The 26,098-nt window shown below is 55.3% G+C and carries 21 protein-coding genes and 2 pseudogenes; 14 read left to right on the top strand and 9 right to left on the bottom strand.

Annotated features, from left to right (window positions below; all coding sequences use genetic code 11):
- Window positions 1–30: 30 nt before the first annotated feature.
- Both uca and atzF read left to right on the top strand, forming a co-directional pair.
- Window positions 31–3,633 carry an urea carboxylase gene (uca, locus tag HV340_RS10075; protein ID WP_181216493.1) on the top strand — a complete coding sequence of 1,201 codons (3,603 nt, stop codon included), beginning with the start codon at window positions 31–33 and terminating at the stop codon, window positions 3,631–3,633.
- The gene (gene atzF, locus HV340_RS10080; RefSeq protein WP_181216494.1) at window positions 3,630–5,429 is read left to right on the top strand and encodes an allophanate hydrolase; all 1,800 of its coding nucleotides are present in this window, start codon (window positions 3,630–3,632) and stop codon (window positions 5,427–5,429) included. Before uca ends, atzF begins: the two co-directional genes overlap by 4 nt.
- Before the next feature lie 18 nt (window positions 5,430–5,447).
- Here the strand turns inward: atzF and dmsD are convergent, their stop codons facing one another.
- From dmsD to HV340_RS10100, 4 genes and pseudogenes are all read right to left on the bottom strand, one after another.
- A complete protein-coding gene (dmsD, locus tag HV340_RS10085; protein ID WP_020884270.1) occupies window positions 5,448–6,062 on the bottom strand; it encodes a Tat proofreading chaperone DmsD in 615 nt (204 codons plus the stop codon).
- A 42-nt stretch (window positions 6,063–6,104) separates the two neighbouring features.
- Window positions 6,105–6,959, bottom strand: coding sequence for a dimethyl sulfoxide reductase anchor subunit family protein (locus HV340_RS10090; RefSeq protein WP_020884269.1), 855 nt, complete (start codon window positions 6,957–6,959; stop codon window positions 6,105–6,107).
- 1 nt (window position 6,960) lies between these two features.
- Window positions 6,961–7,578, bottom strand: a complete 618-nt coding sequence (locus tag HV340_RS10095) for a DMSO/selenate family reductase complex B subunit (protein ID WP_063925018.1) — start codon at window positions 7,576–7,578, stop codon at window positions 6,961–6,963.
- Window positions 7,579–7,588: 10 nt separating this feature from the next.
- Window positions 7,589–8,623, bottom strand: a pseudogene (locus HV340_RS10100) (molybdopterin dinucleotide binding domain-containing protein); the annotation flags it as partial.
- 57 nt (window positions 8,624–8,680) lie between these two features.
- On the opposite strand from HV340_RS10100, the gene HV340_RS10105 reads away from it, so the two are divergent.
- From HV340_RS10105 to HV340_RS10125, 6 genes are all read left to right on the top strand, one after another.
- Window positions 8,681–10,273 carry a site-specific integrase gene (locus HV340_RS10105; RefSeq protein ID WP_181216496.1) on the top strand — a complete coding sequence of 531 codons (1,593 nt, stop codon included), beginning with the start codon at window positions 8,681–8,683 and terminating at the stop codon, window positions 10,271–10,273.
- A gap of 453 nt (window positions 10,274–10,726) precedes the next feature.
- Complete coding sequence (locus HV340_RS10110) at window positions 10,727–11,443, top strand: HNH endonuclease (protein WP_052686864.1); 717 nt, start codon at window positions 10,727–10,729, stop codon at window positions 11,441–11,443.
- Between the two features lie 812 nt (window positions 11,444–12,255).
- A complete protein-coding gene (locus HV340_RS10115) occupies window positions 12,256–12,822 on the top strand; it encodes a hypothetical protein (protein ID WP_079934165.1) in 567 nt (188 codons plus the stop codon).
- Window position 12,823: 1 nt separating this feature from the next.
- Window positions 12,824–13,042 carry a hypothetical protein gene (locus tag HV340_RS24445; protein WP_024184170.1) on the top strand — a complete coding sequence of 73 codons (219 nt, stop codon included), beginning with the start codon at window positions 12,824–12,826 and terminating at the stop codon, window positions 13,040–13,042.
- A 205-nt stretch (window positions 13,043–13,247) separates the two neighbouring features.
- Complete coding sequence (locus tag HV340_RS10120) at window positions 13,248–13,739, top strand: hypothetical protein (RefSeq protein ID WP_097743065.1); 492 nt, start codon at window positions 13,248–13,250, stop codon at window positions 13,737–13,739.
- Between the two features lie 72 nt (window positions 13,740–13,811).
- Window positions 13,812–14,801, top strand: a complete 990-nt coding sequence (locus tag HV340_RS10125; RefSeq protein WP_181216549.1) for a hypothetical protein — start codon at window positions 13,812–13,814, stop codon at window positions 14,799–14,801.
- 539 nt (window positions 14,802–15,340) lie between these two features.
- On the opposite strand, the pseudogene HV340_RS10130 reads toward HV340_RS10125, so the two are convergent.
- From HV340_RS10130 to catA, 3 genes and pseudogenes are all read right to left on the bottom strand, one after another.
- A pseudogene (locus HV340_RS10130) lies at window positions 15,341–16,765 on the bottom strand (molybdopterin-dependent oxidoreductase); the annotation flags it as partial.
- A 145-nt stretch (window positions 16,766–16,910) separates the two neighbouring features.
- A complete protein-coding gene (locus HV340_RS10135; RefSeq protein ID WP_014169881.1) occupies window positions 16,911–17,204 on the bottom strand; it encodes a DUF1161 domain-containing protein in 294 nt (97 codons plus the stop codon).
- Window positions 17,205–17,371: 167 nt separating this feature from the next.
- Window positions 17,372–18,070 (bottom strand): type A chloramphenicol O-acetyltransferase, encoded by a 699-nt coding sequence (gene catA, locus HV340_RS10140; protein WP_063925016.1) that lies wholly within the window; start codon window positions 18,068–18,070, stop codon window positions 17,372–17,374.
- 386 nt (window positions 18,071–18,456) lie between these two features.
- Here catA and HV340_RS10145 point away from each other — a divergent pair, with 386 nt between their 5' ends.
- On the top strand, window positions 18,457–19,203 hold the full coding sequence (locus HV340_RS10145; RefSeq protein WP_032670404.1) for a YnfC family lipoprotein: 747 nt from the start codon (window positions 18,457–18,459) through the stop codon (window positions 19,201–19,203).
- Window positions 19,204–19,219: 16 nt separating this feature from the next.
- On the opposite strand, the gene speG is transcribed toward HV340_RS10145, so the two are convergent.
- Together speG and HV340_RS10155 are read right to left on the bottom strand one after the other, a co-directional pair.
- Window positions 19,220–19,780 carry a spermidine N1-acetyltransferase gene (gene speG / locus HV340_RS10150; RefSeq protein WP_020884265.1) on the bottom strand — a complete coding sequence of 187 codons (561 nt, stop codon included), beginning with the start codon at window positions 19,778–19,780 and terminating at the stop codon, window positions 19,220–19,222.
- Window positions 19,780–20,118: a DUF1283 family protein gene (locus HV340_RS10155; RefSeq protein WP_020884264.1), complete on the bottom strand. Its 339-nt coding sequence runs from the start codon at window positions 20,116–20,118 to the stop codon at window positions 19,780–19,782. The genes speG and HV340_RS10155 overlap by 1 nt, the downstream gene beginning before the upstream one ends.
- Window positions 20,119–20,270: 152 nt before the next feature.
- Between HV340_RS10155 and HV340_RS10160 the strand changes: the two genes are divergently transcribed.
- The 5 genes from HV340_RS10160 (at window position 20,271) to HV340_RS10180 (ending at window position 26,096) form a co-directional block, all read left to right on the top strand.
- Window positions 20,271–20,597, top strand: a complete 327-nt coding sequence (locus HV340_RS10160) for a YnfA family protein (RefSeq protein WP_040017363.1) — start codon at window positions 20,271–20,273, stop codon at window positions 20,595–20,597.
- 113 nt (window positions 20,598–20,710) lie between these two features.
- On the top strand, window positions 20,711–21,925 hold the full coding sequence (gene rspA / locus HV340_RS10165) for a starvation-sensing protein RspA (protein ID WP_041162574.1): 1,215 nt from the start codon (window positions 20,711–20,713) through the stop codon (window positions 21,923–21,925).
- 14 nt (window positions 21,926–21,939) lie between these two features.
- On the top strand, window positions 21,940–22,959 hold the full coding sequence (locus HV340_RS10170) for a Zn-dependent oxidoreductase (protein WP_041162575.1): 1,020 nt from the start codon (window positions 21,940–21,942) through the stop codon (window positions 22,957–22,959).
- A 73-nt stretch (window positions 22,960–23,032) separates the two neighbouring features.
- Entirely contained in the window at window positions 23,033–24,412 is a 1,380-nt protein-coding gene (locus HV340_RS10175) for an MFS transporter (RefSeq protein WP_014169890.1), read from the top strand.
- A gap of 220 nt (window positions 24,413–24,632) precedes the next feature.
- The gene (locus tag HV340_RS10180; RefSeq protein ID WP_063925015.1) at window positions 24,633–26,096 is read left to right on the top strand and encodes a mannitol dehydrogenase family protein; all 1,464 of its coding nucleotides are present in this window, start codon (window positions 24,633–24,635) and stop codon (window positions 26,094–26,096) included.
- The last annotated feature ends 2 nt before the right edge of the window (window positions 26,097–26,098 follow it).

Here is a 26,098-nt window from a genome sequence, read left to right on the forward strand (position 1 = left end):
GGGACGACCCGCCACGATTGAGTCTGACCTATGTTGACGACACTCCTGATTGCGAACCGCGGGGCGATAGCCTGCCGCATTTTACGCACCCTGCGCACCATGAAAATCCGTGGTGTGGCAGTCTATTCCGAGGCGGATATCAGCAGCCTGCATATTCGCGAGGCCGATGAAGCGCTGAGTCTGGGCGATGGCCCGGCGGCGAATACCTATCTGGATAGCACGAAGATCATCGCCGCCGCGAAAGCCAGCGGGGCACAGGCCATTCATCCGGGGTACGGCTTTCTCTCGGAAAACGCCGCGTTCGCCGAAGCGTGTGACGCCGCGGGGATTGCCTTTGTGGGCCCCACGCCGGAACAGCTGCGTCTGTTTGGGCTAAAACATACCGCTCGCGCGCTGGCGAAAACGCACGGTGTTCCGATGCTGGAGGGCACCGACCTGCTGGCCGATGTTAACCAGGCCGTCAACGCTGCCGCCGGGGTGGGATATCCGGTGATGCTGAAAAGCACAGCGGGAGGCGGCGGCATCGGTATGCGCGTCTGCTATGACGCAGAAGAGCTGCGTGACGCGTTCGATGCGGTAGTGCGTCTGGGGAAAAATAACTTCAGCGACGCGGGTGTCTTTATCGAAAAGTACATTGAGCGGGCGCGTCATCTGGAAGTACAGCTGTTTGGCGACGGCAAGGGTGAGGTGATTGCCCTCGGCGTGCGCGACTGCTCTGTGCAGCGGCGTAACCAGAAAGTGCTGGAGGAGACGCCCGCGCCAAACCTGCCGGTGGGCATGGCGCAGGCATTGTGCGAGGCGGCGATAACGCTGGGTAAAGCGGTCAACTACCGCAGCGCGGGCACCGTTGAATTCGTCTATGACAGCGACGCCGCCCGCTTTTACTTCCTTGAGGTGAATACCCGTTTGCAGGTGGAGCACGGCGTGACCGAACAGGTGTGGGGCGTGGATCTGGTGCGCTGGATGATCGAACTTGCCGCCGGAACGTTGCCGCCACTGGCGACACTGCGTGACACCCTGAAACCGGAGGGGCATGCCATTCAGGCCAGGATCTATGCCGAGAACCCGGGCCGCCAGTTCCAGCCTTCACCGGGACTGCTCACCGACGTGGCTTTCCCGCCCGATGACCGCGTTACGTTGCGCATCGACAGCTGGGTTGAGGCCGGATGCGAAGTCCCGCCGTTTTTTGACCCCATGTTAGCCAAAATGATCGCCTGGCAGCCGACACGCGAAGCCGCTATCCGCGTGCTGCATACCGCGCTGGGGGAGACCCGTCTTTATGGCGTTGAAACCAACCGCAGTTATCTGCAGCAGATCCTGACCTTCGCGCCGTTTGCCGCAGGTGAGCCCTGGACCCGCTGTCTTGAGCACCTGATGTACCAGGCATCCACGCTGGAGGTGCTCAGCGCCGGTACGCAGACCACGGTGCAGGATTACCCGGGACGCACAGGTTACTGGGCGGTTGGCGTTCCGCCATCCGGGCCAATGGACAGCCTGGCGCTGCGTCTGGGTAACCGTCTGCTGGGCAATAAAGACGATGCCGCCGCGCTTGAGATCACCCTCAGCGGCCCGACGCTGAAATTCAACTGCGATGCGCAGCTGGTGGTGACGGGCGCTGAAATTGCGCTCACGCTGGACGGTGAACCGCTGGCCAATAATCACGTTTTTCGCGTACGTGCGGGCATGACGCTGCGTATGGGAGAGGTCCGCTGTGCGGGCGTGCGCAGCTATCTTTGCCTGCGCGGCGGGTTTAACGTGCCGGAATATCTGGGCAGTAAAAGCACCTTCACGCTGGGGCAGTTCGGGGGGCACGCCGGACGGGCGCTCCGCACAGGTGACATTTTGCACCTGGCCCCGTTAACCGAGCCGGTAGCGGACGCGCCGCTGCCGCAGGCGCTGCACACGAGGCTGGACGCGGTGCGCGAACTGCGGGTGATTTACGGCCCGCACGGTGCACCGGAGTATTTCACGCCGGATTACATCGCGACGTTTTTCGCCACCGAATGGGAAGTGCATTTCAACTCCAGCCGGACGGGGGTACGCCTGATTGGCCCGAAACCGGAATGGGTTCGCGACAGCGGCGGCGAGGCGGGCCTGCATCCGTCGAACATTCATGACAATCCGTATGCCATCGGCGCGGTGGATTTTACCGGCGATATGCCGGTGATCCTCGGCCCGGATGGCCCAAGCCTGGGCGGGTTTGTCTGTCCGGTCACCATCATCGAGGCCGATCTGCACGCGGTAGGGCAACTGAAGGCGGGAGATTACGTTCGCTTTGTGCCGGTGGATATTGACACCGCGCGACGGCTGGCGCAGGCGCAGGAGCGCCAAATCGCCAGCCTGACCCCGCAACCTGTCACGTGGCAACCTGCCGTTCTGGACTCACCGATTGTGCTGACGCAGGGGACTGCCGATAAACGTCTGGTGGCGAGAGTGTCGGGTGATACCCATCTGCTGCTGGAGATTGGCGAGCCTGAGCTGGATCTGGTGCTGCGTTTTCGCGGCCACGCGCTGATGCAGGCGCTGGAGGACCGGGCGCTGAAAGGCGTTATCGATCTCACGCCGGGGATCCGCTCCCTGCAAATTCATTATCAGCCGGAAACGCTGCGCCTGGATAGCCTGCTGGAGGTGATCGCCGGGCTGTGGCAGGGCGTTTGTGACCAGGACTCGCTGGACGTGCCGTCGCGCATCGTCTGGCTGCCGCTCTCCTGGGACGATCCGGCGTGTCAGAAAGCCATCGACAAATACATGACCACCGTGCGCCGCGATGCGCCGTGGTGCCCGAGCAACCTGGAGTTTATCCGTCGCATAAACGATCTGGCTAACATTGATGAAGTGTATAAAACGGTGTTCGACGCCCGTTATCTGGTGATGGGGCTGGGGGATGTCTACCTCGGCGCGCCGGTGGCCACGCCGCTCGACCCGCGACACCGTCTGGTGACCACCAAATACAACCCGGCGCGTACCTGGACGGCGGAGAACTCGGTGGGCATTGGCGGGGCATACCTCTGCATCTACGGTATGGAAGGGCCGGGCGGGTATCAGTTTGTGGGGCGAACCCTGCAGATGTGGAATCGCTATCGCACGGTAGAGGATTTCGGCGGCAAGCCCTGGCTGCTGCGTTTCTTCGATCAAATTCGCTTTTATCCGGTTTCTGCCGGGGAGTTACAAAATATCCGCCGGGATTTCCCGCTGGGGCGTTATCCGCTGCGTATTGAACACACCACGCTGAAACTGGCGGAGTATCAGCAGTTTCTGGCTGACGAAGCACCTGAGATTGAGGCATTCCGTACGCATCAGCAGGCGGCGTTTAACGCCGAGCGTGAGCGCTGGATAGCGGGCGGGCAGGCGCATTTTGACAGTAGCGATGAACTGACGGATGACGGTGACGACGCGCCGTTACGGTCGGGAGAATCCGGTGTTGAAAGCCCGGTTGCCGGCAACCTGTGGCAGGTGAACGTTGAGGTCGGCAACACCGTGCGCGAAGGCGATGTGCTGGTGGTGCTGGAGTCGATGAAAATGGAAATCCCGTTAGTTGCCACTCAGGACGGCGTGGTCAGTCAGGTCCGTGTCCAGCCGGGGTCGTCGGTGCGGGCGGGCCAGTGCGTGGTCGTTCTGGAGAAAACAGCATGAAGCCTCTTTATGATTTACGTCTCTCTGTGCTGGCAGAGGCATACCGTGAAGGCCAGATCGTCCCGCGTGAGGTGATAACGGCATTACGCGAGCGCGCGCTGGCGCTGAACCCGTCATTTAACGCTTTTATTTATCTGCTCACCCCTGAAGAGCTGGAGCCGTACCTCGCCGCGCTGGAGGGCGTAGCGCCGCACGCGCTGCCGCTGTTCGGCGTGCCCTTTGCCATCAAAGACAATATCGATCTGGCGGGTATCGACACCACCGCCGCCTGTCCGGCATTTGCGTATCGGGCAGAGCAGGATGCAACGATAGTTTCGCAGCTGATTGCGCTGGGGGCGATTCCTCTGGGGAAAACTAACCTCGATCAGTTCGCAACCGGCTTAAACGGTACGCGCTCGCCGTATGGCCCATGTTGTAACAGCGTTCATCCGGATTACCCGTCCGGTGGCTCCAGAGCGGGGTCGTCGCTGGCGGTCGCCCTGGGTCTGGCGAGCTTCGCGCTGGGAACGGACACGGCCGGCAGCGGGCGCGTACCGGCCTCGCTGAATAATCTGGTCGGCCTCAAAGCAACCAAAGGACTCATCTCTACGGCTGGGGTTGTGCCAGCCTGCCGCACGCTGGACTGCGTCACGTTTTTCACCGCGACGGCAGCAGAGGCCAGCCAGCTGCTGGCACTCACGGCGCGACAGGATCCGCGTGACGAATACAGCCGGTCCAACCCGGCGTGGAACGGCCCGCAGGCTTTTGGTGTCCCTGCTGCGGGCTTTCGCTTTGGCGTGCCGGAGACGCTGGAGTTTCTCGGCTGTGCAGAAAGCGAGGCACTGTATCACCGCGCGAAGACGGGGCTTATCGCGCTGGGGGGCGTGCCCGTGACTCTCAACTTTGCACCGTTTCTGGCGGCCGCGAAACTGCTCTATGACGGCCCGTGGGTCGCCGAGCGTTATCACCTCGCGGGTGCGCTGATTGAATGCCAGCCCGACGCGGTGTTGCCGGTTATCCGTGATGTCCTGCAAAACGCGCCTGCAGCCACTGCGGTGGCGGCGTTTGACGCGCAGTACAAACTCCAGCGGTATAAAGCCGAGTGCGATGCCATGATGGCCGACCTGGAGTGCGTATTAATCCCGACGTATCCCCGCCCGGTGAGTCTGGCTGAGCTGGCCGATGAGCCGGTTAAAAGCAACTCGGCGCTGGGCATCTATACCAACTTTATGAACCTGCTCGACTATGCCGCCGTAGCGGTCCCGGTCGGTGAAATGAACAATGGGCTGCCATCCGGCGTCACGCTGTTTGGCCGCGCGTTTACCGATCAGTATCTGCTCAGTCTGGCTGATGCGTTACAACGTCACACAAAATTAACGTTACCGGGCAATCGTGCCATGCTGGACGACGCGCCGACCTGCACCGCAACCCATGACCGCCTGCGGATAGTGGTCTGCGGTGCGCATATGGACGGTCTGGCGCTCAATGTTCAGTTACGAGAGCGCGGAGCACGCCTTGTAGACGCGACCACCAGCGCACCTTATTACCGTCTGTATGCGCTGGCGGACGGTAAACGTCCCGGAATGGTTCGGGTGGCAGACCAGGGGGCCGGGATTGCGGTCGAAGTCTGGGAGCTACCGCACAGCGAAGTGGGGTCGTTTCTCGCCGGGATCCCCGCACCCCTGGGGCTGGGAAAAATCGAGCTGCAGGATGGACGGTGGTTGACCGGGTTTATCTGCGAGGCGTATGGCCTGGAGGGGGCACGGGATATCACGGAATTTGGTGGCTGGAGAGCCTGGCTTGCCCGGAAGCGGTGAGCAAGCCAGGTGCTGGCGTTAGCGGTAGAGCGTTTTTTCCGCGACCGGAATAATTAACGTGTCCTGCCAGTCCGCGAGCGTCAGCTGTGCGAGTTTGCCCAGTGCGGTGTAGAACGGGTGCCCGGCGTTTTCAACAAACACGGACAGGAAGCGGGTACTCCACGGCAGCAGGTGCCACGCCAGAAGCTGGTCGCGTTCAGCGTCGCGGCCATTTTCTGCCAGCCACGCGGCCAGTAACAGCAGGGTACCGATGTGATCTTCCGGTTCGTTCTGCTTCATCTCGAAGGCAATGTTGTTTTCACGCATCCACTGGCGCAGCGCGAGGGTGGAGTCGCCGAAGAGCACGGATTCCCGATCCAGCCAGACGGAACCCCATGGCGGTGACGGCAGTGCGTAAGGGCCAATAAACAGACGTTGCCAGGCATCTTTTAACGCTTCATCGGATGGCGTTTTGAACGCATCTGCAACGGGCTGCAGCGTTTCCGGCGCCAGCGGCCAGTCCTGAATCCAGTCGCCTGCGGTGAGCGCCTGCACCAGCGGCGCAGTCTGCTCGCTATCCGGAGCAAAATAAAACAGCGCGCCCAGTACCCGGGCGCTGAACGCGAACGAATCACGCTGTGAGACTTCTTTCATGACTACCTTCCTTGCTCGCGCGGAGTAGCCCGCGCGACTGTGTTAACCCGCAATCGCCATACCTGCGGTCATGTGCAGACCATAGAAAAGACCACGGCCAATCAGTTCACCCACGACGACCAGTATCACGCCTGCAAAAAGAGCGAGGGCTTTAGGCTCCTGCCGACGCATCAGCGGGCACAACCAGCAGCCGAGTCCGGCGGCAAGCAGTACGATACGCCAGATTTGCAGTGCGCCATAGTCAGGCAGCAGGGCACTCGCCTGTTGAACGGAACTGTGGATTGTCGCCAGGTCATTGCTCTGCAGCACGATGACCGCCACGCAGGCCAGGAGTGCCAGCACGCTGACAGAGGCCGCGAATGTGCTTTTATATGTCGTGTTTGCCACGCGCAGCAACAGGGCTGCAAACAGCGGCCCTCCCAATACCAGCGTCAGGAAAAAGGCCAGCGTGGTGTAACCCGTGTACCAGGTCGGTACGGTATCAATTTGATAAACCCGGGTCATCGCCCAGACAAAGACAACGCCCAGGATCTGGCTAACGACCAGCCAGATTTTACCCAGTGCCGGGGGCATTTTACCGATAACGGATACCAGCCACCAGAAACCGCCAACGGCAAAGAAAATGGATCCCGCGGCAATTTCGTTACTGAGCGCCGAAGCACCCACGCGGTTGAGCGAGTTAAAGGCCCGTAGCGGGGAGCCAAGGTGCAGCACGGACGCCAAAAATCCGATGCCCATCACCAGCCACAGAAAGAACATACTGCGGACAAGGCGTGTTTTCACCGCGTCGTCTTTTTCAGTAAGCCAGACGAGCCCCATAACGATCAATGCCCCGGCGACGCACTGTCCGAAGACGGTGAAGATCACCAGCGGCCATTCATGCCATCCACTTCCCATCTCACACCTCTTTCGGGTTTGCCAGGTAGCCGGTGGTATCCCCTGTCGGGCGGCTGTTGGCGTTAGGTTTAATCACGATGCTTGGCTTCGTGAAGTGCGCGGACGGCAGCGGCGCGACGGCCGCCAGCTGACCATGTTTTTTACGCAACTCGTCGATAGGACCGAAATCCAGCGCGCGCAGTGGGCAGGACTCCACGCAGATCGGCTTTTTGCCGTCTGCCACGCGGGTGTGGCAGCCGTCACACTTGGTCATATGGCCTTTGGCGGCATTGTACTGCGGGGCACCGTACGGACAGGCCATGTGGCAGTAGCGACAGCCGATGCAGACATCTTCATCCACTACCACGAACCCGTCGTCACGCTTGTGCATCGCCCCGCTCGGGCAGACCTTGGTGCAGGCCGGGTCTTCGCAGTGGTTGCAGGCAATCGACAGGTAGTAGGCAAACACGTTCTGGTGCCAGACACCGTTGTCTTCCTGCCAGTCACCGCCCGCGTATTCGTAAATACGGCGGAAGCTGGCGTCCGGGGTTAAATCTTTGTAATCCTTGCAGGCGAGCTCGCAGGTTTTGCACCCGGTGCAGCGGCTGGAATCAATAAAAAATCCATACTGAGTGGTCATCACTTACTCCTTACGCCTTCTCGATCTGCACCAGATTGGTGTGCTGCGGGTTACCTTTGGCCAGCGGTGACGGGCGGTGCGTGGTCAGGGTGTTGATGCATGAACCGTGGTCGACACGATCGCCGTTCATATTGGCGTCATGCCAGGCTCCCTGGCCCATCGCGCTCACGCCGGGCATGATGCGTGGTGTGACTTTGGCTTCGATGCGTACCTCGCCGCGATCGTTAAACACGCGCACCGTATCGCCATTTTTGATGCCGCGTTGCGCCGCGTCCACGGGGTTAAGCCAGACCTCCTGACGGCAGGCGGCTTTCAGCACGTCGACATTGCCGTAGCTGGAGTGGGTGCGGGCTTTGAAGTGGAAGCCGAAGAGCTGCAGCGGGAATTTATGACGTTCCGGGGCGTCCCAGCCGTCAAAGGTCGAGGCATAGACCGGCAGCGGGCTGATGGTTTCGTCGTCGGCGAGCTCCCAGGTAGCCGCAATCTCTGCCAGCTTGCTGGAGTAAATTTCAATCTTGCCCGAGGGGGTGTTGAGCGGATAAGCCTGCGGATCATCGCGGAATTTTTTATAGGCCACGAAGTGCCCGGCCGGATCTTTACGCTTATAAATACCCCTCTCTTTCAGTTCGTCATAGGACGGCAACTGCGGATCTTTTTCGAGCATTTTGGCATACAGATACTGCAGCCACTGCGCCTGGGTACGTCCTTCGGTAAATCGCTGATGAATATCCGGGCCGAGGCGTTTCGCCACTTCACTCATGATCCAGTAGATCGGTTTGCGCTCAAATTTCGGCGCGGTCACGGGCTGAAGGAAAATCAGGTAGCCCATGTTGCCTGCATAATCGTTAGGAATAATGTCTTCCTGCTCAACGGTCATTAAATCGGGTAGCAGGATGTCAGCATATTTCGCCGACGAGGTCATAAAGTTGTCGATCACCACGATGGTTTCGCATTTACTCTCGTCCTGCAGAATATCGTGGGTTTTGTTGATGTCGGAATGCTGGTTGATGATGGTGTTGCCAGCGTAGTTCCAGATGGACTCCATTGTCAGACGGATGGATGGACTTGAAGTAGTTGACTCAATGCTACTTAAGGTCCTGATATGACTGACATTAATCATGATAATACTGTGTATTCATCCAGTTCTTTCTCTGGGTCTCCCTATCTGTATCAGCAAGTCTACACCTCAAGTCCTGACACAAGGCTGACACAAATCAATCTACTCGGCGTAGCTAAGCCTCAGTTAGTCCGTAGAGCCAATGGTCGATATACTATCCGCTTCAGACTCAAGGGACAGACCACACCGTTTCTTTCAGTATCGACCCGCAGCACAGACAGGAGAGTAGCCAAAATGCGTCAGAGAGAGCTTGCAGCCACAGCTAAGGCCTTCATGTTGGATAGACCTGAAGTCTCGCTACAGGAGCTTACGGACCACCTCCGGTCTATGGCTGAGCAGTTCCTGACAGACGCTAGTGATGACTACTGGAATGGACTTGAGGTCGCTACTCTGGTGGACGAGAAGTCGAACCTGAAGGAGCTAGCAGCTACGCAGGCTCTGAGTCTGGACCAGCAGAAGGGCATAAGGTTAGCGCTTGAAGTCCTGACCGCAGCACAGCAGAGGGTAGACACTGGTGATACCTCTGGCCTGATTGATATTGTGATGAATAACCCTACGGATTACTCAACTATATGCGACTCTATGGCAATTCTGAGTAACGAGCAGGGAGTCAGCCCAGAAGTATTCACGCAGGAGCGCCAACCTGAGGTCGCTATCTGTAGTTTTTCTGAGCTTGTGTCCTCACTGCTGGCTGAGAAGGTCCAGACCCTGAAGTCCTCCAGCTACAAGGACCTCTCGTCCTCACTAAATACTGTCTCCCGGTTCCTGCCTGAAGACATGGACCTGATGTCTCGCTCTGAGTGGCTGGCTGTCAGGGACGCTATGCTGGCTTCTGAGGTGAGACCATCGACAATCAACAAGCTGCTGACCAAAGCGAAGATGTGTCTCGATTATGGCCTGATGAATGGGCAACTTGAGGGCCGCAACCCTATTGAACGGATGAAGCTGACCAAGGATATCGACTCCAAGCGTAGAGCATTCACTGACGAGGAGCTGGAGAGACTTCTTGTCCGGGTAGAGGCTGAGTATCAGTTCACACGACATACCGCTCACACGACCTCTGAGGCTCGCAGGTGGGCGACTCTGGTCTCTGTGGTCACTGGTGCTCGGTCTGCTGAGGTCTGCCACCTGACTAAACGTGACATTGTAACCTTGGACAATGGACTGGTCTGTATCGACATTAATGAAGATGGGGACGGGAAGTCCGTAAAGAACAAGCATTCAGTCCGACTTGTACCGCTGACCGATGGCGCTTATGGGTTTGACCTGACGTCCTTCCTGTCGTGGGTAGACGCTCAGCCTGATGATGGTCCTCTCTTCGGGATGACACCGAGCGCCTACTCTAACTGGTTTAACTCAAGGGTCCTGACTGAGGCCCTGCCAGACGCTGATAACGTCTCGCTTCATAGTCTGAGGCATTGGCTGGCGACCCGTATGAAAGAGCGTGGAGTCAATCTGGTGGACGCTCAAGGCATCTTAGGTCATAGCTCGCAGTCAATCACTTACGACCTGTACGGGAAGGGACACGCGGTAGGACGTCTGGCTGATGCGCTGGCTGTAGCGTTGTCGACCCCGTAGTCCTTGAGTGGGCGGTAAGCGATGGGTCGTTAAGGTGGGCGACCCTTAGTCCCTAGCGGTAAGCTCACTTTTCAGCTTTTCATTTTCTGCTGATAACCGCCAGTTGTTCCATTCCAGCTTTTCTATTCTTTTTGTCTGGGACCATATATGCCCAAGTAACGCTAGCAGGATGACACCCAGCCCAATTATTGTCGCCATGTTGAACTCGCTTAGTGTTTGAAATAAAAGTCATCTTAGGTCTCTCTGCATGATTTATATGCTTTTGTCAAGGGAATCTATAAGGAGGGGCTTAACTATCACAGTAGGATGGATTACATCCTCACTATCAGGAGATTAACGTTAGCTGCTCGCCAGCTCACAGCCTCGCCTCTGGTCCTTTGCGGAGCGTCCATGCGGGAAGTCTTCCACACTTAATCTAATCACATCGTTAACCTTTCCACGGAGGGACATCACATGTCTAAACGCTACGAGTCCGACACTTTCCGCACTCGCCTGTACGACTATCTAACTTTCGACTCAACCATACCGGAGCTACTCCGAGTTAAGAAACCTTACGGCAAATCCAGGCGTGCAACCGGAGAGCCTGTGAGTTTCGCTGTAAGTGAGCAAGGCTACGCCAATGTGAATGTACTGGGTAAGACCTATCGTCGCTCCAGAGTCATCTACAGCCTGTGTAAAGGCCGCATCCCTGACGGGTACGTGGTAGACCACATCGACGGTAATCGTCTCAATGACCATCCTGACAACCTACGGGTCTGCACGTATCAGGAGAACCGATGGAACGCAGATAGTCACGGCGGTAAGCGTCAGAACTATTTGCCTAAGGGCATTAGCTACTACGCCAAAGCTGACCAATATCGGGCTATGCTTCGTCTTAGCGGTCGACACTACACGCGGTTGTCGCCTTCAGTCTCCGACCTGATTCTCTTCCTTCAGGAGCTGCGTCAAGAACATCACAAGGAGTTTGCTTTTGATGGTTGGACCGAGTGGACGGAGAAGGACCAGAAGGCTGCGGACATCAAGTACCAGACTGGACCTGTCCTCGGTAAGGTATTGACTGGCGGTAAGCCAGCTCACGTCCGACTAAACCGCGCTACTGGTCAAATGTACAGGCAAACAGCCGATGGTAAGCGACATTCGGTAGCTGAGTCTGACCTTATTCAACTGTGAGTCATTAGGCTGAGAGCGGCGCCTGCTCTGGCCTGTAATAAACTCTCACTAGTAGGAAGAACGGGCAGACACTGAGACCAGACCAACCAGCGATGGGGGGTAGGGGGGCAGACCAATAGATGCCGACTTAAGGTTAGACTTAAGTTAAGACCTAAGGAGGCAGACTGAAGTTAGTACCTTAGGCTCATCCAAAGTCATTATTATGATTGTGGTAACACAATTCCTATTACTACCTACAGTCCAGACTTCAAGCATCGGGACCCTGTATACATTGGGTCGTTGCTTGCGGTTGGGTATGTATGTATGACCAGTGGTAGGGCTTAACTATCACTGTTAGAAAGATTACACCCTCACTATCGGGAGACCATACATTCCGCCTCTGGTCTTGATGCGTCAAGTTATGCGGAAGCTCTCCCGACATTAAGTCTTTCTCCTAAGTAAGCAAGGCCAGCAGTCCGCCTCTGTCAGACCTCCTGTATCGACCTCCAGCTCGTTAGCGTTCTTTAGTCGTCTCATTGGCTTAAGTCTATCACCGCTCACCATCTGGAGTCCTTACAGCTCGTCCTGACATGCGGCCTGCAACCTTCGTCTCTATGGTCGAAGAACTTAACGCGCTCAAAACTGAGCAGTCCTCAAAAGAGGAAAATTTCCTTTTATTAGCCGCTATGGTCATCTCTGGTTTTCACACGACCTCATCAATCCTCAAGTCTTTCTGTATGTCTCCTGTTGCCTGTGAGTCTCCCTATCGTTGGGGGCTTGAGTAGGCTTTCAGGGTGTGACTTCAGGAGACATAACAAAAGGAGTACAACGATATGTCAAAGCTTAACGCTAACCACATCATCTACATCGATGGTCAACCATTCAAAGCGAATGAGGACGGGATGTGGAACCTGACCGAAATCTGGAAGACCCTGGAGCTGCATCGCGGGAAGTCTCCCTCCGAGTGGAGGACCAAAGACGCTAAGCGTTTCTCTACCGTCCCGCAAAAAATGCGGTCCGCTCGTAATGAGCTGGGTCATGATTATATTCTGGCTGACAAGCAAGTGACCATGAAGTATGCCGGATGGGTCTCTCATGATTTCGAGGACATGGTCTACGCTGCCTTTGAAGCTGTTCTGGCAATGCCTGAAGTCCAGACCGTTGTCGTTAACAAGATGGTTGAGCTGGGCTATCACGCCGAAGCTGAGCTACTGGAGCGACACTCTAACGCTGACCGAGACTACGCCCATCACCAGATGTCTACCCTGTTTAGCAAAGCGGACGGACGCAAGCCTGAGCGACTGTATAAGGCTGTTAAAGCTGGTCACATGACCAAAGGTATGGCGCTGAGTCTCATCCCTACAGGGAGCGTCTGGGCGTCCCGAGTGGAGGGACTCTAAGATGATTGACCCTCGTACACCTATCGGCAAAGCGACCCTTCGTTACCGTGGTCTGCCTACACGTCATCTGCTGTCCCTGCTGAGACTTGGAGTCGAAGACCCCGAACGCCCGTACTACAGTCGAGACGAGCTGATAGCTATGTTGGTGGACCGTGATTTAGACAATCAGTTACGCCGAGCCTTTGCGAAGTCTAGCGCAGCTAGTGAACTGGAGTCTTGAACCTTATGGGGCAGAAAAACCGCCGCATAAACCTATCGTCTGCTGACCGAAGTTTCGACGCATTGAGCCAGACGGAAAAGTTTTCCTGCTGGTAAACCACCTTAATTTAAACACCTTTTGAGAATGACCGATGCGGGGAGACCCGTAGGCATAACTGTGTCTGCGATACCGATAGTTCTCACCTTCTCAATAGGAGTACTACCTTATGTTATTCAACAACAACGACTGGAAACTATCAGTCACCGACATCAATCCCTATGAAAATACTGTGAGTCTGGACGGTCAGTCCTATCCGCTGTCTCTGGCGATTAAGACCCTGATTCCGGGCTACCTGTCAGGCTTACCGTCCACCAGCCGCGAGGCGATGGAGTTACTGGAAGCTCTGGCTGAAGCTGGCGTGACCATTGGTAACTTCTTCAGTAATGACCTGATGACCGCCTATGGTCGCCGCCAGCAGAACAAGCGAGTCGAAGCCGAGCGTATTGCTAAAGAGCAGCGCATTCAGGCTGAGCGTATGCGTGAAGAGAACATGACTGATGCAGAGTGGCAGAAAGAGCTACAGCGCCGTGAACAGGTCAAAGCTGAACGCCGGACCTATGGTGAGCACCTCCACAGTGCTACCCATTCCGCTGGGCGCTCCCGTGCTTCTATGGTCGCTGACATTGAGTCCACGGACAACTGGATGGACAGCCTCTAAGACACAGACACACAAGTGGTCCTGACCCGATGTCGGGACCCACAGTATCCAAACTAATTCAGGAGATTGATTATTATGACGATTAAAGACGCTTTCCAGTTCGGCATTGAGCCAGTACGTATCACCGACACCGACAACATTCAGATTAACGAAGGTTTGCCAACTAACGCAGACCCTCAGGTCTACGCCTTTGAGCTGGCTAAACTGGTTAAGACAATGCTGAATGGTGTGCTGAAATCTGCTCAGGAGAACATCCCGTTCCCTGTAGAAGTCCTGCCTACCCGCAATAGCCTGCCTACTCCAATCATTGCTCACACTCTGGCTGATCGCTCTGTGGTCGTTCCTGTCCGTGGTGGTAAGCGACCTGAAGTCGTGACCGTTCCGTCTGGACAAGAAATCGTGGTCGAACCAATCGAGCAGGCTATTCTCATCTCTGAGCAGACCAAGCTCTGGGACGCCAAGTCATCCACCGGATTCACTCAGGGCACACTTCAGCAGGACGCTATGAACATCTGTGAGAATGTGGTCCGTACCATCAACGCTCGCATGGTCGACGTTCTGGAGTCCTCCAAACTGTTGAAGACCGTAGAGCTTCCTGTCCTGACTGGTAGCCTGACCGCTAAGGCAGACGCTATCATGGACGCTCTGTATGACAACACCGAGCCATCTTTCGGTTCTGAGGTTTCTGACTATGGCATTATCGCCCATGAGTCACACATCAAGGCTCTCTCTCGTCTGGCTGCTAAGCAGGGCTTTGGTGGTGAAGACGCTATCGTCGATATGCTGGGGACAGACATCGCCTATTACAACGGTGAAGACCGTGGCGTCTTCATGATGGCTAAGCGCTTCACGGCTCTGAGCTTCGGTTGCTTCCGTCACGATGGTGCAAACATTACGGTGGTCCTGTCCCGTGATGGTGACTCTCAGTCTCACTCTCTGGAAATCCTCGGTAAAGTGTTCGTTGTCGCTGAAGCTGCTACGACCGTCAAGATGGGCACTGGCTCAGCTACTGCCGTCCTGCCTGTAGTCAAACGCCTGAAGTTCACCAAGACCGAAGCGTAAGACCAATGGGTAAGAGGTAAGTCTGGACTGAATATCAGCAGGACTTCAGGTGGTGGGCTATCACTGTGATTAACTAACTATGGTCTGGACCAATGGTCTGGACCTGTTGTTAATGTAATAATATAACATAACAGATGGGGGGCTTTATGTCTATGACTTCCGCAGACCTGAAGTCCCTCCTGACTCTGGTCTATAAACTCGTGTTCCTCTCTGTGGGTCTCTACATGGTCCTCTCTGGTCGACTCGGTGTGGATGTGTTCGACACTCTGTCTAAGGCTGTGGGTGGACTTCTAGGTCCTTAGGTTTGGACTCACAGTGGGACCGATGGTTTCTGACAGAAAAATGTGAATGACCATCTAATACATTAAGCCAGCAGACTTCCCCCATAGGCCCACCTCAAGTCCAGACCGAGGCCACCGGGGGTCCTGACCAGCCGTCTAGACATCCCGTCTAATGACACAAGTCTGGCACAAAGAATGACACAAGGTCTTGACTCAATGCAGGACCTCAGGCCTACTAAGGGTCCGCTTCAAGTCCTTGAAGTTCCAGATGAATTTGATCGGCACATCCAGCTTCTCTTTTCCCCGCACGCCGTCGCGCAGGGCGGTCATTTCGGGTCCGCGCGCGATGGCGTCGGTCCAGCTAAAGCATGAGATTTGCGTTTTCACCGGGTTATCCGGCAGTGGCATACGCTCAATGGTGATCGTGTAGGTCGATTCACGTGCGCCGCTGTTACCGCCGTTGATACCGACGTTTCCGGTCAAAATCGGCAACATGGCAATGGCGCGGGAGGTCAGCTCGCCGTTGGCCTGGCGCTGTGGGCCCCAGCCCTGACAGATGTAGGCCGGTTTGGTACTGCCAATTTCCCGTGCAAGCTTGATGATGCGATCGGCCGGTATGCCTGTGATGCGCGAGGCCCATTCCGGCGTTTTGGCGATGCCATCATCACCCTGACCGAGAATATACGCTTTGTAATGCCCGTTAGCAGGCGCACCTTCCGGCAGCGTTTTTTCGTCATAGCCGACGCAGTACGTGTCGAGGAACGGCTGATCGACAAGGTTTTCGTCGATCAGTACCCAGGCGATACCTGCGACCAGCGCGGCGTCCGTCCCCGGGCGAATCGGGATCCACTCGTCTTCGCGCCCGGCGGCGGTGTCGGTATACCGCGGATCGATGACGATCATGCGCGCGTGAGAGCGCTCGCGGGCCTGCTCGAGATAATAGGTTATCCCGCCGCCACTCATGCGCGTCTCTGCCGGGTTATTGCCGAACATCACCACCAGCTTCGTGTTTTCAATATCTGAGGTGCTGTTGCCATCGTTGCTGCCGTAGGTGTAGGGCATTGCACAGGCTATTTGCGCGGTGCTGTATGTGCCATAGTGGCTTAAAAAGCCGCCGTAGCAGTTCATCAGACGCGCGACCAGCGAAGCATAAGGGGAGGAGCGGGTGATATTGCCGCCCACAATGCCGGAGGAGTAGTTAATGTAGACCGCTTCGTTGCCGTATTTTTCGACGACATCTTTCAGGCTGCGGGTAAGGGTGTCCAGGGCTTCATCCCATGAGATACGCTCAAATTTTCCTTCACCGCGTTTCCCTACGCGCTTCATGGGGTAGTTCAGACGATCGGGGTGATTAATCCGACGGCGAATAGAACGCCCGCGCAGGCAGGCGCGAACCTGATGATTGCCATAAATATCCTCACCGGTGTTATCCGTTTCGACCCAGTAAACTTCTTCATCACGGACGTGAAGGCGCAGCGCACAACGGCTCCCGCAGTTGACCGAGCAGGCACCCCAGACCACTTTGTCTTCAGCGGGCTTTACGGCGTTTTGTACCGCGGCAGCGGCGCTTTTGAGGCCAAAAGGCAGTGAAATCCCCCCGGCGGCAAGTGCCAGAGAGCCTATTGCAGTGGATTTAACCAACGTTCGACGGCTGATCCCGCCGTGATTTTCGACATCGGACATAACTCACCCCATCATTTTAATTGCGTATTATTTTCGACCGTGATTACAATCGGGCTAATGATGGGGTGAATGTTACTTATTTGGAGGTATTAAATATTAATCCTCATCAAGTCAAAGGGAATTGGCCGCGAGAAAGTGATTAAAATCACTGAGGTTCGCCCTGACCATTATCCTGCATCCCTGATGCGGCACCGCTACCGGTGCGGGTATAGAGAATTTTAAAAGTATCGTTCGCACAATGACCGACTACCTGTGCATCCGGCTGGTCAGCCTGATCGTTTGGCACAATATTTAACGTAAAGCCGGACTCGGGCACGCCGTTATTGATGATTTTCTGCTGAATATCGCTTTTTACGCGCTCGCAGGAATCCGGGGCAGCCAGAGCCGCTGTAGAAGCGCTCATTAACAGCAGGGCGGTAATCCAGGGTAACCGTTTCATCTGTAGCTCCTTTTCTCTGTGTGTCGGTTAAGCTTAGCAGGGTTCGTGTAAGCTTTTGTTATTGGGGATAACTTTCTGAACAATCTTATACAGGCTTCCTGCGCTCATTTTCCCCAATTTCCATCAACACGTCCTGCGGGCGGTTATACCCGCCCGGCATCGTGACGCTAAGCGCGGTGCGTTTTGCTCTGCACCTGTCGTTCGCCGGAGTGATGCCGTAAGTCATCACACATCGCCTGTAACTCATTGAACAATCTTGCCACATGGAAACCATCGCACACGGAATGATGGACCTGCACGGCGAGGGGCAACAATACTTTTCCACCCTGGTTGACGTATTTCCCCATCGTGAACATGGGGGCAAAAAAGTTCTGCATATTGGCTACGTTGATATTAAAACTGGTAAAACTTGACCAGGGGATCGCCGACACGAAAAATACATTTTCCCGCGACTCTTCCTTCGGCCAATAAGAAAGGGTATTACCATAGCGAGCAACATCTTCCGAATAAACGTTCTGGAAATGGTCAATATTGCCATCGAAGTGACTCCATAAAGAAGAAAAGGTCTCCGTTTCATTATGGAAAATGGTATAGCTTGGATGAATTTCATTCCATATGACAAGTTCATTGTTCTTCATGGCCATACGGAATTCCGAATGGTTGTTGACGATTTTAGAAAGGAGGGAAATCATCGTCGGATAAAATTTCCAGCCCAGTTCTTTTATATCCTTGCGCAATGCGGTGATGTCTATTTGAACAGTTTGATTAAATGTAGATTGAGCAAAGGACTGAAATACCTCGAAATGTTCTTTTCTGGCCCAACGTGATAAGTCAACAGGCGTATATTCAGGGATTGTTTTTTTCATTTTTTAACCTTTGATGAGCAATCAAAAATCAGCGTTTTGCCTACGTTTTTTCATGAATAAAGAAAGCATAGAGATTCCAGGCGGTTTTGGACGCGAACGCATTTGTGAGGGTAGCGCATCCTTATAGAGGAAGAAAGGGGATGGTAAACATTTAATATATCAAAGAAAAAAGTTAGATGGCGCAATCTGCCGGCGTTTTCATGTTGTTAATATGCCACATAATATCCGTCATGCGCTCAAAGCAGGTGTGTTTCCTGTTCAACAGCAGGCACAGCGCCTTCTCGTTCTGGCGAGGTTTTGCAGAGGGCAAGAGAGATTAATGCATTGATTGTACGTCTCTTTTCGCCTGACATTTTGCTATCGTGTGAACAACGGTATTTGCTAATATGATCGGGAATACTCTCCCTGATTCGGTAAATGATGTGAAGAACTACGCAGCGATAACGCTACTGGCAGCAACACTGGTGGGGTGCGACAACCCTTCCGCGCCGCTGTCGTTTACGCCCGAGATGGCGAGCTTCTCCAATGAATTTGATTTTGACCCTCTGCGCGGCCCGGTAAAAGACTTCACCCAGACACTGTTCAATGACAAAGGTGAAGTCTCCAAACGGGTAACCGGTACGATGTCGACGGAAGGGTGTTTCGATACCCTCGAACTGCACGACCTCGAGGCCAATACCGGCGTGGCGCTGGTACTGGATGCTAATTACTACCTTGATGCGGAAACCCAGCAGCGAAAAGTGAAACTGCAGGGGAAATGCCAGCTGGCCGAATTGCCGTCGGCGGGCGTAACGTGGGATACCGACGATAACGGGTTTGTGGTGGCGGCGCACGGCAAAGAGATGGAAGTGAAGTACCGCTATGATGCGGATGGCTATCCGCTGGGGAAAACCACCGTCTCCGGGGACCAGCATTTATCCGTCCAGTCGACGCCGTCTAAAGATCTTCGCAAAAGAATGGATTACTCCGCCGTGAGCATGCTGAATGACAAGCCGCTGGGCAACGTCAATCAGAGCTGTGATTACGATCGACACAATAATCCGGTGAGTTGCGATCTGACGATCACCGACAACAGTGTGAAGCCCGCCGTTGAGCGCAAGTACACCATTAAGAACAGTATTGAATACTACTGAGAAAAAGCCGCGCAGGTTACTGCGCGGTGGGTTTCAGCAGGCTGGCGCCTGACGGTTTGTGTCCGGCCAGGTGCTGATGCTGGAAGATGCACATGCGAATGGTGTTGCGGTATTCACCGTTGATAAAGAACTCGTGAACCAGCTCGCCTTCCACCATAAAGCCCAGCTTGCGGTAGATATGGATTGCTTTCTCGTTCTCTTTATCCACGATGAGATAAAGCTTGTAGAGATTGAGGACGTTGAATCCGTAATCCATCGCCAGCTTCGCCGCCCGCGTGGCAAGACCTTTCCCCTGATGCTCAGGTGAAATGATAATCTGAAATTCTGCCCGACGATGAACGTGGTTGATCTCAACCAGTTCCACCAGACCGGCTTTTTCACCTTCACACTCCACGACAAAACGGCGTTCGCTTTGATCGTGAATGTGCTTGTCGTAGAGATCCGACAGCTCAACAAACGCCTCGTAAGGCTCTTCGAACCAGTAGCGCATCACGCTGGCGTTATTGTCGAGCTGGTGGACGAAGCGCAGGTCTTCACGCTCCAGCGGGCGGAGCTTAACGTCACACTGCACTGACATTATGGCGCTACCGTGCGGCCAGTACGACGATCCAGGCAGCGCAGGGTATTTGGCTCCCAGTAGGCGTTAACGTTGGCACTTTGCTGACACTTATCGCGCGCGTCGAAAGCGACATCTTCTTTGTCCCACTCTTTTTCAACACGTTTGTTCACCTTCTGGCGAAGGCTACGGGTGTCATTCCATTGTTCTTTGTCCATGGCGGCGTTCTGACGGCTTTGCGCGCTGTCGCCAGACTCAATAATGAGTTTGCTGGTTTCAGCGGTGGCAGAGGCGGCAAAGGCGAACGATGACAGCGCCAGCAGGGCTGTCAGACAAAGGCGTTTGCTTAATGTAGTCATAGCGTTTCCTTTTAAATGGGCGCAGATAATTAAGTTATCCCGTTCAGATTCTACACCAAAGAGAAATAACGGCATACCCGCGGCACGGGTATGGAAAAGTAAACGATATCATCAGGTATGATGTCTAAATAAATCATCACATGAACGTAAATATGCTCAAAACCACTCTGCTTTTTTTTGCCACCGCGCTGTGTGAAATCATCGGCTGCTTCCTTCCGTGGCTCTGGCTAAAGAAGGGGGCAACCATCTTCCTGCTGATCCCGGCGGGCATTGCGCTGGCCCTGTTTGTCTGGCTGTTGACGCTGCACCCGGCGGCCAGCGGGCGCGTCTACGCCGCTTATGGGGGCGTTTATGTCTGTACCGCGCTGCTGTGGTTACGCGTGGTGGATGGTGTGAAGCTCAGCGCGTATGACTGGGCCGGGGCGCTGGTTGCGCTGTGCGGCATGTTGATTATTGTTGCCGGATGGGGGCGCGCCTGAGCGCCCGATTTTTTTGTGACCGTTCGCTGATTTTATGATCATTATACTTGTATGGTAGTAGTGCAGAAGAGTAAGTTTTCAGCATCACAATGAGCGATGTAAGGAAATGGATTATGAAGATTGTCGGGGCTGAAGTCTTTGTTACCTGCCCGGGGCGTAACTTTGTCACCCTTAAAATTACCACCGACGAGGGCATCGTCGGGCTGGGTGATGCCACCCTCAACGGACGTGAACTTTCGGTGGCCTCTTATCTGAAAGATCACCTTTGCCCGCAGTTGATCGGCCGTGATGCGCACCGCATTGAGGATATCTGGCAGTTCTTCTATAAAGGCGCCTACTGGCGTCGTGGTCCGGTCACCATGTCGGCCATTTCCGCCGTGGATATGGCACTGTGGGATATCAAAGCCAAAGCGGCCAATATGCCGCTCTACCAGCTGCTGGGCGGCGCATCCCGGGAAGGGGTGATGGTCTATTGTCATACCACCGGACACTCCATTGATGACGTGCTGGAAGATTACGCCCGGCATAAAGAGATGGGCTTTAAGGCGATCCGCGTTCAGTGCGGCGTGCCGGGTATGAAAACCACCTATGGCATGTCGAAAGGAAAAGGGCTGGCCTACGAGCCCGCCACTAAAGGTGACTGGCCGGAAGAGCAGCTCTGGTCCACCGAAAAATACCTCGATTTCACACCGAAGCTGTTCGATGCGGTGCGCAATAAGTTTGGCTTTAATGAGCATCTTTTGCACGACATGCACCACCGTTTGACCCCGATTGAGGCGGCGCGATTCGGTAAGAGCATTGAAGCATTCCGTATGTTCTGGATGGAAGATCCTACGCCTGCGGAAAACCAGGCCTGCTTCCGTCTGATCCGTCAGCATACGGTCACGCCGATTGCGGTTGGAGAAGTGTTTAACAGCATCTGGGACTGCAAGCAGCTTATTGAAGAGCAGCTTATCGACTATATCCGCACCACCATTACCCACGCGGGCGGCATCACCGGCATGCGGCGCATCGCGGACTTCGCCTCGCTTTATCAGGTGCGTACCGGTTCACATGGACCGTCGGATCTGTCGCCTGTTTGCCACGCCGCCGCGCTGCATTTTGACCTGTGGGTGCCAAACTTTGGTGTACAGGAATATATGGGTTACTCCGAACAGATGCTGGAGGTCTTCCCGCACAGCTGGCGCTTTGATAATGGCTATATGCATCCGGGCGACAAACCCGGGCTGGGCATTGAATTTGACGAAAAACTGGCGGCGAAATACCCGTACGATCCTGCCTATCTTCCGGTTGCCCGTCTCGAAGATGGCACATTGTGGAACTGGTAAACGAGGAGCGAACGATGAAAAGCGTAGTGATTCAACAACCCAATGCACTGGTGATTGAAGATCGTCCACTCCCGGAACCCGCGGCAGGTGAAGTGCGCGTCAACGTCAAACTGGCCGGTATTTGCGGTTCAGACAGCCATATTTACCGCGGGCATAATCCGTTTGCCCGATACCCGCGCGTGATTGGCCATGAATTTTTTGGTGAGATTGATGCCGTTGGTGAGGGAGTTGACCCGGCCCGCGTGGGCGAGCGCGTCTCGGTTGACCCGGTGATCAGCTGCGGACACTGCTATCCGTGCTCCGTGGGCAAACCCAATGTCTGTACCTCTCTGGTGGTGCTGGGCGTTCATCGCGACGGAGGCTTTAGTGAGTATGCCGTCGTACCGGCAAAAAATGCCTGGGTTGTTCCGGATGCTATTCCTGATAAACACGCGGTAATGATTGAGCCGTTCACGATTGCCGCTAACGTGACGGGGCACGCACAACCCACCGGGCAGGATATCGCCCTGATCTACGGCGCAGGTCCCATGGGGCTTGTCACCGTCCAGGCGCTGAAAGGTGTCTATAAGGTGAAGCAGGTTATCGTTGTCGATCGGATCGATGAACGGCTGGCGATGGCGCAACGCAGCGGCGCGGACTGGGTGTTCAACAACGCGGAGCTGTCGTTACAGGCGGCGCTGGAAGAAAAAGGGATCAAACCGACGCTTATTATTGACGCAGCCTGTCATCCGACAATTTTACAGGAAGCCATCACCATTGCCTCTCCGGCGGCACGCATCGTGCTGATGGGGTTTTCCAGCGACCCAAGCCAGATTGTTCAGCAGGGGATCACCGGAAAAGAGCTGGCGATATTCTCATCACGGCTGAATGCCAACAAATTCCCGGTCGTCATCGACTGGCTGGAAAAGGGGTTGATCGACCCGGACAAACTGATCACCCACACTTTTGACTATCACCACGTAACAGACGCCATCGAACGGTTTGAAAAAGATCAGCGGCAGTGCTGCAAAGTCTTACTCACGTTCGGGCAATAATAATTCACGCGGTTAAGAGCCTGCGCAGACAGGCTCTGAGTGGTACGCATCTTACCTTGCAGAGATAGCCATTATGACGCAAACACAACCACAAAGAACGACTTCAGATCTGGTGAAAGCTGCCGTTTCCGGCTGGCTGGGAACCGCACTGGAGTTTATGGATTTCCAGCTCTATTCGCTGGGGGCCGCCCTGGTATTCCATGAGATCTTCTTCCCGGAACAATCGGCCGCAATGGCGCTGATTCTGGCGATGGGGACGTACGGCGCAGGCTATATCGCGCGCATTGTCGGCGCCTTTATCTTCGGGCGAATGGGCGACAGCATTGGCCGTAAAAAGGTGCTGTTTATCACCATTACTATGATGGGGATCTGCACGACCCTGATCGGGGTCTTGCCGACCTACGCGCAGATTGGGATTTTCGCGCCCGTCCTGTTAGTGACGCTGCGTATTATCCAGGGGCTGGGGGCAGGGGCTGAAATCTCCGGTGCCGGCACCATGCTGGCGGAGTACGCCCCTAAAGGGAAACGCGGCATTATCTCCTCGCTGGTGGCGATGGGCACCAACTGCGGGACGCTAAGTGCAACGGCTATCTGGGCAATTATGTTCTTCGCCCTCGACCGCGAACAGTTGGTTGCCTGGGGCTGGCGTGTACCGTTTCTTGCCAGCGTGGTGGTAATGATCTTCGCCATCTGGCTGCGAATGAACCTCAAGGAGAGCCCGGTATTTGAAAAAGTGAACGAGGCTGAGACAACCGCACCGGTGACAAAACACGATTTATCATTTGCAGCGATGGTGAAGAGTAAGTCCTTCTGGCTGGCAACCGGGCTGCGTTTTGGTCAGGCGGGGAATTCGGGACTGATCCAGACGTTTCTTGCCGGGTATCTGGTTCAGACGCTGCTGTTCGATAAAGCGATCCCCACCGATGCGCTGATGATAAGCTCAATTCTCGGGTTTATCTCTATCCCGCTGTTGGGCTGGCTCTCCGATAAAGTGGGGCGTCGTCTGCCGTACATTCTGCTCAATATCTCCGCCATTATTCTGGCGTACCCGATGCTGTCGATTATCGTTGATAAGAGCTATGCGCCGGGCGTGATCATGCTTTCCATCATCGTTATCCATAATTTCGCCGTACTGGGACTGTTTGCCCTGGAAAACATCACGATGGCGGAGATGTTTGGCTCGCGTAACCGCTTTACCCGGATGGCTATCTCAAAAGAGGCGGGCGGGCTGGTGGCGGTAGGCTTTGGGCCAGTGCTCGCCGGGATCTTCTGCAATATGACCGGTTCCTGGTGGCCAATTGTCGCCATGATGATCGCCTACTCCGTGATTGGGCTGATCGCCGCCATCTGCATGCCAGAGGTCTGCGATCGTGATTTGAGCGTGGCGGAAGATGCGGCGGAGGGGCCGGCACGTGATTCCGTTGGCTATGGGGCGGTTTCATCGCGGCGGTAATGGTTTATATCTTGAGTGACCTGTCACACAACTTTGTGTTCATGTCACACCACATGCGTAAAAGTTAATATAAATCAAAATCTCAAACTGCAGGATCAGTATGGTTAATGGCAGTTCTTTTTTACCCCGACTGCCATTCTAGTTGGTGTAGTCAGCAGGCGCTGCTGCTCATATAGAGCGGCAGCGAATCCCAGCGTACATAACTTAACGAGTCTTAATCATGGAAAACCGGTTATTACAGGCGAAAGCGACGCTTCCTCAGTACGCTCGCGAACGCCTCAAGGCACGCATTGTTCATTTAGGGTTTGGCGCATTCCACCGTGCGCATCAGGCGGTGTACGCCGACATTCTCGCCGCGGAGCACAACAGCGACTGGGGTTACTGTGAGGTAAACCTGATTGGCGGTGAACAGCAGATTGCCGATCTAAACGCACAGGATCATCTCTACACCGTGGCGGAAATGTCTGCCGATGCGTGGACATCGCGGGTGGTGGGCGTGGTCAGGAACGCACTGCATGCGCAGGTTGACGGGCTGGAACGCGTGCTGGCCGCACTGTGTGAGCCGCAGGTGGCGATTGTCTCGCTCACCATTACTGAAAAGGGATATTGCCACTCGCCGGCGACCGGGAAACTGATGCTCGATCACCCGTTAATCGCCGCCGACCTGCAAAACCCGCATCAGCCGAAATCTGCGCCGGGTGTGGTGGTGGAAGCACTCGCGCGACGCAAAGCTGCCGGGCTGCCCGCGTTTAGCGTCATGTCCTGTGACAATATGCCGGAGAACGGTCACGTCATGCGTAATGTGACCTGCGCTTATGCCCGCGCGGTTGACGGCGAGCTGGCAGACTGGATTGAATCCAGCGTCACTTTCCCGTCCACCATGGTGGATCGTATTGTTCCCGCGGTTACACCGGAGACGCTGGATAAAATTGAACAGCTGACTGGCGTTCGTGACCCGGCAGGCGTGGCGTGCGAACCGTTCCGTCAGTGGGTGATCGAGGACAACTTTGTTGCAGGCCGTCCACAGTGGGAAAAGGCCGGGGCGGAGCTGGTTTCAGACGTCATTCCGTTTGAAGAGATGAAGCTGCGCATGCTTAACGGCAGTCACTCTTTCCTCGCGTATCTTGGCTATCTGGCGGGGTACCCGCATATCAACGACTGCATGGAAGACGCGCACTACCGTACTGCCGCCCATGCGCTGATGCTGAACGAGCAGGCGCCGACCTTAAAAGTGAAAGGCGTTGATTTAGGCCACTATGCTGACCTGTTGATTGCCCGCTACAGCAACCCGGCGTTACGTCACCGTACCTGGCAAATCGCGATGGACGGCAGCCAGAAGCTCCCGCAGCGTATGCTCGATTCCGTGCGCTGGCATCTGGTGCATCAAAAAAGCTTCCCGCTGTTGGCATTAGGCATTGCAGGCTGGATGCGGTATGTCGGTGGTGTCGATGAGCAGGGCAACGCTATCGACGTGAGCGACCCGCAGCTGGCGGTCATTCAGGCGGCGGTGAAGGGAAGTGCTGAGGGCGAAGTCCGGGTGAAGGCGCTGCTGGGCATTGAGGCCATTTTTGGCAAAGAACTCCCGCATGAAACCGTCTTTGTGGATGCGGTAATGCGTGCTTACCAGGCGTTACTGCAAAAAGGTGCAAAAGCCACGGTCGCAGAGTACGCGGCGAACTGCTAAGT

It is taken from the genome of Enterobacter sp. RHBSTW-00975 (assembly GCF_013615235.1).
Classification (GTDB): Bacteria; Pseudomonadota; Gammaproteobacteria; order Enterobacterales; family Enterobacteriaceae; genus Enterobacter; species Enterobacter ludwigii.